General features: G+C 72.6%; 12 protein-coding genes. 1 reads left to right on the forward strand and 11 read right to left on the reverse strand.

Translation table 11 applies throughout. The annotated features are described in order from the left end of the window. Positions 1-396 (forward strand): phosphomannose isomerase type II C-terminal cupin domain, encoded by a 396-nt coding sequence (locus G5V58_RS11810; RefSeq protein ID WP_165232731.1) that lies wholly within the window; start codon positions 1-3, stop codon positions 394-396. On the opposite strand, the gene G5V58_RS11815 is transcribed toward G5V58_RS11810, so the two are convergent. The 11 genes from G5V58_RS11815 to G5V58_RS25965 all read right to left on the reverse strand — a co-directional run bounded on the left by G5V58_RS11815 (position 363) and on the right by G5V58_RS25965 (position 14348). Next, on the reverse strand, positions 363-734 hold the full coding sequence (locus tag G5V58_RS11815; protein WP_230487286.1) for a DUF4326 domain-containing protein: 372 nt from the start codon (positions 732-734) through the stop codon (positions 363-365). The genes G5V58_RS11810 and G5V58_RS11815 overlap by 34 nt on opposite strands. A gap of 140 nt (positions 735-874) precedes the next feature. Next, a complete protein-coding gene (locus G5V58_RS11820) occupies positions 875-1978 on the reverse strand; it encodes a glycoside hydrolase 5 family protein (RefSeq protein WP_165232737.1) in 1104 nt (367 codons plus the stop codon). Positions 1979-2284: 306 nt separating this feature from the next. Continuing rightward, complete coding sequence (locus G5V58_RS11825; RefSeq protein ID WP_165232740.1) at positions 2285-3448, reverse strand: cellulase family glycosylhydrolase; 1164 nt, start codon at positions 3446-3448, stop codon at positions 2285-2287. Further along, positions 3441-4616, reverse strand: a complete 1176-nt coding sequence (locus tag G5V58_RS11830) for a glycosyltransferase (protein WP_165232743.1) — start codon at positions 4614-4616, stop codon at positions 3441-3443. The genes G5V58_RS11825 and G5V58_RS11830 overlap by 8 nt, the downstream gene beginning before the upstream one ends. Then, positions 4613-5692, reverse strand: coding sequence for a glycosyltransferase family 4 protein (locus G5V58_RS11835; protein ID WP_165232746.1), 1080 nt, complete (start codon positions 5690-5692; stop codon positions 4613-4615). Before G5V58_RS11835 ends, G5V58_RS11830 begins: the two co-directional genes overlap by 4 nt. Positions 5693-5759: 67 nt before the next feature. Further along, complete coding sequence (locus tag G5V58_RS11840; RefSeq protein WP_165232749.1) at positions 5760-6458, reverse strand: hypothetical protein; 699 nt, start codon at positions 6456-6458, stop codon at positions 5760-5762. Further along, positions 6448-9651: a hypothetical protein gene (locus G5V58_RS11845; protein ID WP_165232752.1), complete on the reverse strand. Its 3204-nt coding sequence runs from the start codon at positions 9649-9651 to the stop codon at positions 6448-6450. The genes G5V58_RS11840 and G5V58_RS11845 overlap by 11 nt, the downstream gene beginning before the upstream one ends. Continuing rightward, a complete protein-coding gene (locus tag G5V58_RS11850; protein WP_165232755.1) occupies positions 9648-10724 on the reverse strand; it encodes a glycosyltransferase family 4 protein in 1077 nt (358 codons plus the stop codon). The genes G5V58_RS11845 and G5V58_RS11850 overlap by 4 nt, the downstream gene beginning before the upstream one ends. 50 nt (positions 10725-10774) lie before the next feature. Further along, positions 10775-11227: a class F sortase gene (locus tag G5V58_RS11855; protein ID WP_165232758.1), complete on the reverse strand. Its 453-nt coding sequence runs from the start codon at positions 11225-11227 to the stop codon at positions 10775-10777. Positions 11228-11415: 188 nt separating this feature from the next. Next, positions 11416-12309: a DUF4397 domain-containing protein gene (locus tag G5V58_RS11860; protein ID WP_165232761.1), complete on the reverse strand. Its 894-nt coding sequence runs from the start codon at positions 12307-12309 to the stop codon at positions 11416-11418. Then, positions 12306-14348 (reverse strand): glycosyltransferase, encoded by a 2043-nt coding sequence (locus tag G5V58_RS25965; protein ID WP_230487287.1) that lies wholly within the window; start codon positions 14346-14348, stop codon positions 12306-12308. Before G5V58_RS25965 ends, G5V58_RS11860 begins: the two co-directional genes overlap by 4 nt. Positions 14349-14406: the final 58 nt, after the last annotated feature.

A 14406-nucleotide genomic window follows, 5' to 3' on the forward strand; every position in this document is an offset into this window, starting at 1 on the left:
GTGACAGGTAGGGATGAGCAGGAGCGCCCGGCAGCGCCGCAGTCGGGAGACCGGCCGTGGGGGTCGTGGCACGTCCTTGACGAGGGCGACGGCTACAAGGTCAAGCGGATCCAGGTCGATCCGGACCGGCGGTTGAGCTACCAGACCCACCAGTTCCGGGCCGAGCACTGGTTCGTGGTGTCCGGTACGGCGACGTGCGTGATCAGCGACGAGGTCGTGGTGTTGGAGGCGGGCCAGAGCATCGACGTCGCGGTCGGCGAGGCGCACCGGATCACCAACGTGGGCACGGCCCCGCTCGTGCTGGTCGAGGTGCAGAGCGGGTCGTACACCGGCGAGGACGACATCGTCCGGCTCGAGGACGACTACGGCCGGGTGGACCCGGTCCTGGCCGGCTGAGTGCCGGCCGGTGCGGTGTTGGCCGCGGCGAGCAGGAAGTCGGCGTGGCACGACTGGTCGGTCGGGCACCAGCACACCAGGTCGTGTCCGGCCAGTTCGGTGCGGATCGCCTCGAGGCTCGGCGCCCCGCCCTGCTGCTCCAGCACCTGCCGGGCGTAGAGCTCGACCGCCTTCTTGCGGGCCGAGGCCTGCGTGTCCTCGTCCGGGTGTGCGGTCGTGCCGTCGGGACGACGCACGAACCACGAGCCGGGCAGTCCGTGGAAGTCGCTGCTCCGGCTGACGGCGAACGGGTTCCCCCAGACCGTCGGACGACCGACGTAGACGGCACCGCTGGGCATCCGCCAGCCGCGGCGCCGACGGCGCTGGACGCGCTGCGGAGCACGCTCCTCAGGCCGTGGGCGGTCGGGCACCATCACTCGTCTCGTCACCGGGGATCGGTGGGCAGGTGGCTCCACCCTACGTCCGAGTCGTGGTCGGCTCATGCACCGCGGGCCAGCTTGCGGTGGTGCCGGGTCACGCGCGCGACCGCGGCGCGCTGTACGTCGTCCTTGCCGGGCACGTAGAAGGCCACGTCGTCCGAACCGTACGGCGCGCCCTGGTTGTGCAGGTCGGCGTCGTTCTGCAGCGACCACAGGGCCGAGGTGAAGACGTTGCGCGACCTCCGGACGGCCGCCTCGACGTCGGGCGCGCCGGCCGTGGACCAGGCGTACTCCCCCACGGCGAACGCCTTGCCGTGGGTCTTGGCGAAGTCGGCCATCCGGCGCACGTCGCCGGCGCCGAAGCTGGAGTAGACGTGGGTCTCCAGGATGTCGACGTGGGGCGAGGCCCAGGCCATGTCCTCCACCTGGAGGCCGTCGGCGCCGGAGTCCATGACCAGGGTGTCCGGCGCGACGCTCTTGATGACCGCGGCCTTGTCGGCCACCCAACCGCGCGCGTCCTGGGCGGCCGTCCAGAGCTCGTTCCCGACCTGCACGACCGAGAGGGTGGGGTCGTCCTTGAACGCGATCCCGGTGCGGCTGTTCACGTGGTTGAGCCAGTCCCGGATGAACTGCTCGAAGTCCCAGACGATCTGCTGGTCCTGGTAGAAGGCGTTCTCGGCGGCGCGCTGGGTCGGGGAGTTCGCGGCCTTGACGTTGCTGTCCATCGAGACCGAGCCGGGCCGGCGGAAGTTCACCCAGTGGCGCTTGCCCCCGTGGTAGTAGCCGAGCTCGTCGACGAAGGGCGCGACGAGGTAGATCCCGAGCTTGCCCGCCTGGGTCACGGCGTAGTCGATGGTCGCCCACACTTCTGGGTCGTAGCCGATCGTGGGGTGGGGACCGGTCCCGGAGACGCCCGTGACCAGGGTGTGTGGGCTGCCCACCGAAGCGGCCAAGGTGTGGGCACGCAGCACCCCGACGTCGAGCGCCTGGCACCGGGCGAGGAGCGCGTCGATCTCCTCGGGCGCCATCAGTCGAGGGCTCGGGTAGTCGTTGGTGATCAGCTGGAACGCGTTCGCGCCACCGACTCGGAAGTCGGACCCGTGGCGCTGGACCCTGCCGGAGGAGGTCACGGTCAGCCGCGGCGAGCGGGCCGGGTGCCGCACCCCCCGAGACGGTGTGTGCGGCGCCCAGCGGCTGCCCTGGTGCCTGCGACCAGCGGCGCCGGCAGGGGCGGCGAGACCGGCCACGGCGAGACCGCTGCCCAGCGCGAGGCCCCGGCGACTGAGCGCGACGGCTGGTCGGGGGGTCGGGGCGACGGGGAGGTCGGGCACGCGTTCGACCAGAACACGCGGCCGCGACCGGTGTACTCGGTTCGCCGGGACTCGACCCGACCGTCCGGGCCGTGGTCTAGACCCTCACCCGGGTCACCACCCCCGTCGGGGTGTGGTCGCGCCGTTTCCGAGGACGGATCAGGAGCCGGAAGCCCACTCCTCGGCGGCAGTTCGGAGCACCCGGAGGAGCGGGTCGTCACCGGCCACGAGCACGCCGTAGCCGTCGGTGTTGGCCGTGTTGAGCTGCCACACCAGGTAGCCCGCGGCGCCCGCCTCGAAGGCGGCGTCGACCTTGGCCTCGAACAGGGTGGCGCGGGTGGCTCGCTCGCTGTCGTCCTCGGCGGCGATCCCGGCCTCGCCGACCACGATCGGCTTGCCGAGGCTGCGCGCCAGCGCGAAGGAGCAGGCGATGCTCGCGTCGGTCGCCTGGCACTCGGCTGGGTTCGGAAGCGCACCGTCGCGGGTCGCGCCCGGCATCGCCTCCTCGTCCGACCCGTGGTCGCCCCAGTCGTGCACCTCGGTGAGGTCCAGGCCGGGCAGGGCGTAGACCTCGCGGAAGTCGGACCCGCTCGCTCCCGGGGCGCCGTTGGCCTGGGTGCCGAGGGTGACCAGGTGGTGGGGGTCCACGCGGTGCACGACGGCGGAGACGTCGCGAGCGAAGTCGACCAGGACGCTGGCGCCGCCCGCGTCGCGCATCGCGGTCTCGGCCTCGTTGACCAGCGACCACGCCACGATGGCGGGCTCGTCGCGGTAGTGGCGGGCGATGGTGGCGACGTACTCCCGGTAGGAGACCGCGGCGCTGCCCAACGGCTCGCGGTAGCCGTCGACGTACCAGGTGCCGTCGTTGACGCTGGACAGCGGCTCGCCGCTCTTCCCGGTCGAGCAGTCGCCCGGCCCGTCCTCGAGGACGGGCAAGACCCGCAGGCCGTGCGACCGGGCCGCGGCGATGACCCGGTCGGTCCCGGAGAAGTCGAGGCCCCCGTCGGTGTAGGTCTGGTAGGCCCAGAACCGCACCACCGTGCCGCCGGCGTCGCGGACGGTGTCCATCGCCTCGTCCAGCCCGTCGTCGTCGAGGCGGGTCGCCGGGGAGCACGAGTAGGAGTCCGACGCCGCGGCGTCGTAGAGGTTGAAGCCGACGAAGCGGAACGCGTCGTCGCCCACGCGCAACGAGGTGCCCGAGCGGGTCACGTACTCGTCGGCCGATGACTCGGCGGTGGCTGACCACGCGACGAGGCCGGCCCCGACCACCGCGACCACTGCGGCGCCGACGAGGACCAGCCGCGCTCGCCCGGTCTCAGCCACGGTGCCGCGCGGGTAGGCGGTCGTAGACCGCGTCGACCCGGTCCGCCGCGGCCTGTGCACCGTAGGCCTCGAGCAGTACGGCGGGCGCGGGCCACCGGCGCTGTCCGAACGCAGCCGAGGACGCCGCCAGTGCGTCGCCGAGGCGCTCGGCGTCGACCGTCGCGTCGCCCGATGGGCGCACGTGGCTCACCTGCGGCAGCTCGGGCAGCTCCTCGAGAGCCGGGCAGGCGGCGTGCACCACGGGCAGGCCGCTGCCGACCGCCTCCACGACGGCCATGCCGAACGACTCGTCGGCCGAGGCGCTCAGCAGCACGTCCATGGCGCCGTAGACCTCGCCCATCCGGGGCCGGGAGCCGAGCCAGTGCACCTGGTCCGCGACGCCGAGCTCACCCGCGAGGGATCGCAGCTCGGCCAGGAGCGGACCAGCGCCGGCGACGACGAGGACGGCCCCGTCGCGGAGCAGCGGGGCGCAGGCACGCAGAGCGATGTCGATGCGCTTCTGGCCCTCGAGCCGACCCACGGCGCCCACCACCAGGGTGTCGGGGCCGATCGCCAGCTCTCGACGCACCCGCTGGCGGCCCACCGCGTCGTAGGCCACCGCCTCGAAGTCGATGCCGAGGTCGACCACGGAGATGCGGTCGAGGTGCACGCCCCACTGGCGGAGGTGGTGCGCAGTGACGGCCGAGACCGCGACGGTGTGCGTCGTCAGCCGTTCGAGGACCTGGTAGAGCAGGCGCAGCCACCAGGTGTGCGGCCGCCCCTCCAGGGTGTCCTCCATGAGCGAGTGCTCGGTGGACACGACCACCGGGACACGGGCCAGCCGCGCCGCCGGGAGGGCCATGACCTGGGCGGAGAGCAGGTGGACGTGCACGACGTCCGGGCGCAGCCGACGCAGCCGCCGGGCCAGCGTCAACGGGAGCAGGGCCTTGCGCCACCCCGACGACTGCAGCTCCTCGACCGGCTCGCCGGCGGCGCGCATGCTCTCCGCGATGCCACCCGACTCGTACAGCACGATCACCCGCGTGCGGTGCCGGCTGCGGGCGGTGAGCATCTCCAGCTGCCGCTCCGCTCCCCCGGGCGTGAGGGTCGCGATCACGTGGACGACGTCGAGCCGGGACCCGGCCGCGGCCGGACGCGACGGGTGGCGGGCGTGCTCGGTGAGACTCATGGTCGACCCCGCTGCGCGAGCACGCGGCGGTACACCTCGGCCACGCCGTCGGTCGTGGTCTCCCACGTCGGGAGCTCGAGAGCCTGCGGCTGCCGCGGCTCGAGGCCGCGGTCCGCGTCCTCCAGCGCCGCGCTGAGGACGTCGGCCACGACGACGTTGGGGGCGTCCTCGGGGATCCCGGTCACGAGCCCGTCGGCGACGAGGTCGCCGGTGCCGGCGACGTCGAACCCGACGACGGGCAGACCCAGGGTGAGCGCCTCCATGATGCCGACCGGGTGCGCCTCGTACGTCGACAGCGCGGCCATCACGCTGGCCCTGCCGAGCTCGCGCGCCATGGCGCTGCGGTCGGTCGGCGGGAGGCTGCGGATCTCGACCGCGTGGCCGACGCCCATCCGGTCGGCCAGGGAGCGCAGCTGCTCCTCGTAGCCACCGCTGCCCAGGATCACCAGGTCCGCGCCGGGCACGCGCTGCCGGATCAGAGGCAGCGCCTCGATGGCTCGGTGGTGGCCCTTGTAACGCTCGAGGCGACCGCTCGACACGAGACGGCCAGGTCGGCGTACGACGTCCTGCGGCACCGGCGGCAGCGCGCCGCCGTTCGGCACCACGGTGAAGTGGGACTGGTCGATCCCGGTCGCGGCCGAGAAGTGGGCGCGCTCGAAGCGGCTCACCGCGATGAGGTGGTCGGCCCGGCGCAGCAGAGGTGCCAGGACCCTCCACTGCGTGCTGCGGACGTTGCGCCGCGCCTCCGAGGAGTGCCCACCGCTGTGGAAGGTCAGCACGTACGGCGTGCGCGCCGCTCGCGCGGCGGCCATCGCCAGCGGTGGGACGAGGGTGTGGACGCCCTGCACGTGGACCAGGTCCCAGGGGCCGCGGGCGACCACCCTGCCGACGCCCGGAGCGAAGTAGAAGTCCTTCTCGGCGGGCCACGACCGGCGACGCAGCACACGCACGCCGTCGCGCACCTCGTCGCGGGGCAGCCGACCGCTGCGGTCGGTGGCCAGGACGGTGACGTCGAACTCGCCGCGCTCGACCAGGCGCCGCGCGACCTCGGCGACGTGGGTCTCGATGCCGCCCATCTCAGGGAAGAACCGTTGGACGACCATGAGGACGTGCGGGCGTGAGGGTGTGGGAACGAGCACTGGGTCACCTGTCCAGGACGAGGGTGCGGAGCGGTTCGGTCTGGTCGGGGTAGCCGAGGGTGATGACGACCCGGCCGGAGCGCGGCATCGGGACCGTCACCGTGCGTGAGCCGTCCTCCGGCACGTCGAGGAGCGGGTAGCTCACCTCGGAGCCCTCAGAGGTCGTGCGCAGCTCGAGCGGGCCGACCGCGTCACTGGAGCTGACCACGACCTGGGCCGCGCTCGCGGAGACCTTGCCGAGGGACAGCTGCAGCGGCTGCGCATCGGCCGCGGACAGCGACGTCGCGGACAGGTGGACGGCCAGCACCGTGACGCCGATGCTCGCGGCCACCCACGGGAGCAGGTGCAGCCCGGTCCGGACCTCGCGCGTCGGTTGCGCGTCCCCACGCCGGTTGAGTCGAGCGGCCAGGCCGAGACCGGCCAGCGCCAGCAGGGCCAGCGCGACGGTCCACGAGGCCGGGCGCAGCCCGACACCGGTGACGTCGAGCACGACTCCGGTCAGGACGAGCGTGACCAGCGTCCCGCCCAGCCCGACCAGCACCCGGTCGGTGGTGGCGGTACCGCGGCGCTCGGCCAGCCGCTCGGCGGCGAGCCCGAGGCCGACGACCACCAGGGCACCGGTCAGCGGTCGGGGAGCGCGGGCGATCTCGGCCACGACGGCCGCGACCGGCACGCTCGCGCGCCAGACGAGGTCAGTCCGCATCGAGGGCCTCCAGGTCGTAGATGACGATCGAGCCGTTGTCGTAGAGGACGTCCACCCCGGGCACGGACGAGAACTTGCGCAGCGCCGCGAGCGGCACCGGCGTGGTCCGACCGTCCTCGCCGAACTCGCCGGACTCGATGTAGACGCCCTGGTTGGGCAAGCCGTTGGCGTCGCGGCGGTCCGCGATCAGGTAGCGGATGTGGGCCTGCCGGATCAGTGCGAGGTCGTCGTCGGTGAAAGCCGGGTCCAGCAGCAGCCGCGAGGCGTCCACCCTCGTCGCGGCATGGGTGATCGAGAACTGGTCGCCGTAGGCGCCGGCGAGCAGGCCGCCGACGCGGTCGCCGTACACGACGCTGTCCGCCGGCAGGTTGGCCGCCATCCACGCGGTGGCCGCGAGGCTGTCGGCGTCCACGCTGCGGGCGTCGTCAGAGACGCGGTAGGGGCCGGGGAGCTGGTTGCTGATGCTGCCCGCGCCGAGCACGACGCCGCCGATGAACACCACCGACGCCAAGGCCGCGACCAGCACCGATCGCAAGGTGGTCAACGGCCTTCGCCACAGCCACCAGGCCACGACGAACGCGACGCCGACGTACACGAAGCCGGCCGACCGGTCCCCCACCTCCGCGGTCGCGGACGTCAGGTGGCCGAGCGGGATGATCGGGAAGAGGGTGGCGACGAGGAGCAGGAGTACGACGATCGCACGGCGGGCCCGGAGGTGGGTCCAGGCGCTCCAGAGCGACACCAGCAGCACGACCGACGTGATCCCGAGTGACGCGACGATGGCGTACCGCTCCCACGGCGGCGACTGGACGCCGGCGGAGTTCTGGAACAGCTTGCGGGAGCCACCGCCGCCGACGAGCTGCTCGCCGGCGGCGATCGAGCTCTCCGCGATCTCGCCGAGGTAGCCGAGCAGCGGGTTGCCAGGGTTGAGCAGCGTCACGCCCAGTCCCATCAGGCCGGCGCCCAGGACGATGAGCGGAGCCCAGGCGCCGCGCGCCCGACGACGGTGCAGCACGACCTCGAGCACTGCCCACGCACCCAGGCCGGCGAGGAGGAGCACCTGGGTCAGGTGGTGGGTGGCGACGACCGCCAAGGTGGCCAAGATCGCCGGCGCCAGGGCCAGCCAGCTGCCGCGACGACGGCTGAGCACCAGGTAGACCGCGAAGATCGCCAGCGGGAGCGCCAGCGTCTGGTAGCTGAAGCTGGCGTTGAAGACCAGCATCTGCGGGTTGCAGGCGTAGACGACGACGGCGACGGCACCGATGCGCGACGAGCTCGTCACCCACGCGACCAACAGCATCACCGCGAGGGCCAGGACGACCCGGGCCGCCACGAGGACCACGACGACGCTGCTGCGGTCGTCGAGGCCTGTCACGTCGTGCACCGCGTCGGCGGCCACCTGGATGCCCGGGTAGTACGAGGTCACGGGCAGCAGCGGGTTCTCGCCGAAGAGCCGTCCGGTCTGCTCGATCGTGCGCAGGCCGGTGAGGTGGACGAGCTCGTCGTGCTGCAGGAAGCGCGTCGGCTGCACGACCAGCCGGGTCAGCTGCAGCAGCACCATGAGGGCCACCGCCAGCACGGCGCGGCTCGCGTCGGTCACCCGCGGGAGCAGGATCCCCACCGCCGCCGGTACGAAGATGAGGGCGAGGCCGGCGACGTAGAGCGCCTGGGCCGAGCCCGCGGCGCCGCTCCCGGAGTCGCGCGCCGAGATGACGGCCCGGCTGATGAGCAGCAGCCCCGCGGTCATGACCAGGATCAACGGACCGGCGCCGACGCGAGCCACGGCCCGTCGGCGCCGCTCGCGGACCGCGCTGGCGGGCTGGGGCACGGTCGGCGCGTGGTGCGACGTCGTCACCGCGGGCGCGACCGCCGTGGCCGGCAGCTCCGCCGTCGTGGTGCTGGGCGAGCGCAACGCGTGGCCCAGCGGCCAGGCCAGCACCACTGCTTCCAGCACGAGCGCGCACAGCCACCACAGGCACATGCCGACCAGGCCGTTGGTCACCACGCCCACGCCGGCCGCGAGCAGCTCGAAGGCGGCCAGCGCGAGCAGCACGAACGTGGCCTGGGTGGTCCGGCCCTGGACCCGCCGCAACGCGACGTAGTGGTCCTTGACCACGATCGGCAGGCCGGCCAGGGCGAGCAGCCGGAGCACCTCGGCCCCTTGGTCGGAGTACTGGGCACCGAAGAGCAGCAGCACGAACCCCGCGAGGGGGAAGAGCACGATGTTGGCGAGCGCGCTGATGCCGAGGCTGAGCGGGAGCGTGAGCCGCATCCGGTCGACGGTGTTCCGCTCACTTCCGCGGGCCGAGGCGAAGAGCGCGATCGAGATCGCGTACGGCAACGCGAAGATGGCCCCGGTGACCTGGAGGGCAGTCGAGAAGACGCCGTTGCTCGCGGCGGAGACCCCGATCAGGACCACCAGGGGGAACAGCTGCAGCGGGACCTGCAGCGCGATGTTCAGCGAGTGGTGCGACAGCGCCTGGCCCCCGAGCCCTCGGACCATGGACAGGTCGACGAGCTTGTCGCTGGTGTCGTGCTCCAGGCCGTTCCTGGTCCGCCACGCGACGAGCGGCAGGGTCACTCCGGTTCCGATGGTCCAGGCCAGGAAGATGGCCATGCCACCGGACTCGCCGAGGGCGACCAGCCCGAGCAGCGCGATCAGCTTGACGACGCTGGCGGCAGTGTTGCGCTCGAGCTGGAGGTTGCCGTTGCCGATCACGAGCACCGCCTGGTCGACGACCATGGAGACGGCCATCAGGCCGGTTCCGACAGCGAAGAGCGTCATGGTGCCGGGGGTGCCGGCGACAGCACGCAGCTGGGAGACCCCGAAGACCTCGATGGCGACCAGTGGGACGACCGCACCCAGCGCGGCACCACCGACGCCGGCGACGGCGAGCGCGGTGCGGACGAACGCGCGCCGGTGGCCCCGCTCCGTCTGCGGCAGCCGCGCGATCAGCAGGGTGCCCAGACCGAGGGTCCCGAGCACCGCGAGCAGCATCATCGTGGCCACCGCTGCGCCCGCGACCCCCACGGCACCGATCGGGAACTGCCGGGCCGCGAGCAGCCAGAAGAGCATCCCGAGGACGCTGGTGACTGCATAGGTGCCCACGAGGGACGCGCTGATCGCCGCGACCTTGCGCAGGCCTGAGGGCTCAGGTGGTGCCCCGACGCGGGGGGCGAGCGTGTCCGTCATCGCGACACCTGCGTCGCGACCGGGGCGGCGAGCCGCTCGATGGCAGGAGCCATCCGGTCGACGACGTGGGACCAGAGGAACCGCTCCTCCACGCGGCGCCGAGCGGCGGCGCCCATCCGGGACCGTTCGTCCGCGTCCAGCAGCAGCCGCACGAGGGCGCCGGTCAGCTCGGAGATCATGGTGTCCCCGCGGCCGACGGTGGTGGCGGTGGTCCCCTCGACGACCATCTCCGGCACGCCGCAGGTCGCGGTGACCACGGACGGGAGTCCCGAGGCCATCGCCTCGAGGAGCGCCCCGGGGAAGGGGTCGAAGAGCGACGGGAGGCAGAACACGTCCGCCCGCGCGTAGAGCCGGGACAGCTCCTCACGGCTCCCGATCCGGCCCAGCTGCGTGACTCCGGGCTCGGCCGGCAGCCGGTGCGGCGTGCCCACGACCCACAGCCGGGCGGTCGGGATGCGGTGTCGTACGTCGGCGAAGGCGGCGAGCAGCTGGGGGCCGCCCTTGCGCTTGAAGTCGTTGCCGACGAAGAGCACGGTCGGCGCTGTGTCGCCACGGCCGTCGCGGTCGGTGTCCGGCTCGGGGAGGGTCTCGAAGTTGAGGCCGGCGCCGACCACGGTGATCCGGTCGGCAGGCACGCCGTAGTCCGTGGCGAGCGAGGTCGCGGTCTCGGTGCAGAAGGCGAAGAGGTGGGCGGCGGCGTGGTACTGCCGGCGCTCGCGGGCCAGCCAGCGCTCCAGGGACCGGCCGCGCAGCGGGTTCCAGGCCGGCCACTGCGCCATGGACTGCTGGTGCGTGCAGTCGACGTACATCACGGTGCGGGCGTCGGAGGTCTCGAACAGCGCATGGGTCTGGAAGACCACGTCGGCGGCGTCGGCGGTCGCGAGGCCGGCCCGTGCGTGGCGGCTGCGGAGCTCGACTCCACGGTTGCTCTTGTAGAAGCGCTCGGTCCAGCGAGCTCGCGAGGGGCGGTACGTGGCGGCCGCGACCTGGAGCCTCTCAGCGGCCGACAGCTCGGTGTCGAGGCGGCCGACGACGTCGAAGCGCTCGCGCATGGCGGCCGAAAAGGCGTGCACCAGCGGATCCCCGCGATCGGCGAGCAGGACCCGAGGCGTGCGGGGCCTGGTCACGACGCGTACACCACGACGTTGGACTGGTAACCGCCGTGGGCGCGCTCATAGGCACCACCGCAGGTGATGAGCCGGAGCACTGGACCCGGCACGGGGCCGTAGACCTGCTCGGTCGGGAACTGGTCCTGGGGATAGGTGCGGACGCCGTCTACGGCGAAGCGGACCGTCGTCCCGTCGCGGCGGGTGATCAGGACCTCGTCCCCCTCGCTCAGGCTGCCGAGCAGGGCGAAGACCGCGGGACCGGACGTGGAGTCGACGTGGCCGGCCACGACCGACGGGCCCTGCGCACCGGGTGTCGGCGTGGTGTCCAGCCACCCAGCCTGGTCGGGGTCGCCCGGCACCTCGATCGCGCCGCCGCTGGCGATGGACAGCTCGGTCATCGAGGCGTCGACGCCGATGGCCGGGATCCGGATGCGGGCGGGCCGCTCGCCCTTCGGGGTCGACGACACCGCTGCGCCGGCCGGGCCGCGCACCGGCGGAGCCGCACCTGAGACAGCGGCACTCGCGGTGGGCTCGGACTCCACGGCTCGCGGCGCGGGCGATGCACGGGACGACGTACACGCAGCGGTCGCCAGCAGGACGAGCGCCGCGATGGGTGCTCGTCGCACGGCGAGAATGGCCCAGGACAGCGCCACGGCTACCGGTTCCACGTGGAGCGCCGCTGGCGACGCAGCCGCCCCCAGAGGCCGAACAGCGCAACGCCCAGGATGAGCGCGACGACCGTGACCCACAGCAGCGGCGACGGGGTGGCCGTGGTCGCGACGGCTGACGCGGTGCCGCCGAGGCCGGTCTTGGCGCCGCCCACGGGAGCCACGACCGCCCCCGCCGCGTCGGTCACGAGGTCGAGCCGGACCTTCTCGTCGCCGGCGTCGAGCACGACGACGGTGTAGATGCTGCCGCTCACCACAGGCACGTTCTGCTGCCGCGCCTCGGCGGTGGCTGCCTTCAGCTGCAGGGTCCACGAGCCGGCCGGCACCGTGGCGTAGCCGGTCGCCTGGCCCAGCACGGCGTCCTCGGCGATCGTGGGCCCACCGACGGCCGTGACCGTCACGGCGTCAGCCGCAGAGGCCGCCGAGAGCAACCGGATCCGCGCAGTGCCCGACTGCGGGGGCGTGAGGTCGTCGGTCAGCACGACCAGGCGCGGCGCCGCAGCGGCGCCGACCACGGCGACGGTCCGGGCGTCGTTGGCCGCGACGTCGAGCGACCGCGACAGCAGCGGAGCCGAGCCCTCCGCCGCACCGGAGTCGTAGACCGTGGCGGTGTAGCGGCCAGGAGTGAGCTTCTCGTAGGCCGAGACGTCGCCGTACGTCGCGTCGGCGGCGAGCGTCACGGGTGCCGCACCGGCGTCGTCGAGAGACTGGAACTCGATGCTGGTCGCGCCCATGCCAGGGACGAAGTGGCCGACCCGGACCCACGACTGGCCCGGCGGGACGGCAGTAGTGATCTCCTCGGCCCGGGCCGTGCCCGGAGCCGAGGCCAGGAGCGCGATCGGCACGAGGAGCGAGACGACGACTCGACGCAGGGCGCTCACGAGACGGCGCTCAGCGAGTCGTCGGTCGACAGCGTGGCGGCGGCATCGACGTGGACGTCGAGATCGATGCCGAGCTGGTCGAAGACCGTGCGGTAGGAAGAGACGGTGTCTTTCCAGCTGCGGACGTCGCGGAAGCGCCGCGCGCCCTGGGAAGGCAGGAGCGCGATCGCCTCCGCGAGGGCCGGGACGTCGGCCACCGGCACGAAGCGCACGCCCTCGTAGCCGGCGGCAGCCTCCACCAACCCACCCACCGACGACACGACGACGGGGAGCCCGGCACTCATCGCCATGTGCAGCGGGCCGGACGACGAGGAACGCCGGTAGGGCAACACGACCGCGTCAGCCTGCGCGAAGTGCTGCTGCGCCTCCGCGTCGGTGACGTAGCGGTTGACCACGGTGATCTGGTCGCGAGCCGGGCTGGTGGCGACCGCCGACAGCGGCTCGTCCCAGCCCTCCCACGTCTCCCCCACGATGGTCAGGTGCAGCCCGTCCCGGGTCTCGCGCGGAAGGGTGCCAAACGCCTCGACGAGATCCTCGAGCCCCTTGTACGGACGGATGACGCCGAAGAACAGCAGGTTGTACGGGTCGCTGCCAGTGCCGACCTTCTCGCTCGGCTCCTGCAGGTCCTGGGCGTCGCCGCGGACGTGCTCGTAAGGACCGTGCGGGATGACGGTGACCGGCGCGCCGGACGCCGTGATGCCGTAGACCTCGGTGAGCAGGTCCAAGTCGTAGTGCGAGTGCACGACGTGCGCATCGACCCGGCTCAGCAAGCGCTGCATCAGCTTCTGGACGTAGCGCCTCACGCCAGGGATGCGGGCTTCGCCGGTGTCCTGGACCTCGTGCCACTCCATGACGACCTTGGCACCCTGGCGCTTGGCCTGTCGCGCCAGGCGGAGGTAGCTGTGCAGCACCGCACCGGTCCACCACTGCAGGACCACGACCCGCGGCTTGTGCTCCTCGAGGAAGCGGGTACCGCCGGCCATCGAGGAGCCCCAATACCAGTCGACGCCGTCGTAGACGTTGACGTCCTCGGCGTACTCGACTGCGTTCACCTTCCGGCCCACCCGGTTCTTGCCCGGGTAGAGGCTGGTGGGGATCAGCTGTCGCATCAACAGGGCGTCGGTCGGCAGGGAACCAGCCAGCGCGTTGGTCAGCGCGCAGGTGTAGTAGCTGATGCCGGAGGTGAACCGCCACCCCGGGCCGACCACGAGGGCGCGGGGCGCTGCGTCCGCCGCTGGGATCGGCGCGAGCGTGCGCGAGCTGGCTGCGCCGTGCGCCTCGAGGTGCAGGCGCTTCGCGTCGTCGGTGTGCCGGATGGTGCCGGCCGCCGGTGCCGCGAACGCCGTCGCCGGGCCGCTCACCCGCTCGCTGAGGATGGTCCGCAGCACACGTGTCCCGTCCCTGAACGTGTTGAGGTTGCTCTCGCCGTGGATGCGGGCCAGCTCGACGCTGGCGACCTCGTGGATCTGCAGGTTGGCCGTGGCGATCCTGATGTTGATCAACGTCTCGATCTCGAAGCCATCACCCCAGCGCGGTCCGTGCGCGTCGGCGGCCGGCACCGCCAGCGCCGGGAGGACGTCGCGCCAGAAGGCGTTGTAGCCGTAGCAGAGATCGGTGTACTGGGTGCGGAACAGCACGTTGGTCACGGCGGTCAGCGCGCGGTTCCCGAAGTCCCGGAGGCGGGTGATGTCCTCGCTGCCGCCGTCGCCGAGGACCCGGCTGCCCTTCGCGAAGTCGGCTCCTGCGACCAGCGTGGAGACGAACGCAGAGATCTCGGCCGGGTCGGCCGAACCGTCAGCGTCGAACATCACGATGATGTCGCCGGTGGCGGCCTCGAACCCACAGGCCAGGGCGTTGCCCTTGCCCTTGCGGGTCTGCTGGACGAAGCGGGCCGACGGCAACACGCGTCGTACGACGTCCTCGGTGTCGTCGTGGGAGTGCCCGTCCACGACGATGACCTCGTGCACCTCGGGCAGGGTCGGCAGGACCAGCTCGAGGTTGCGGGCCTCGTTGCGAGCCGGTACCACGATCGTGATCAAGGGGTCCGCAGGGCGGCGGGCAAGGGTCATCTGTGCTCCAGCAAGGGGGAAGCGCAGC

Source organism: Nocardioides anomalus (assembly GCF_011046535.1).
Taxonomy (GTDB): Bacteria; Actinomycetota; Actinomycetes; order Propionibacteriales; family Nocardioidaceae; genus Nocardioides; species Nocardioides anomalus.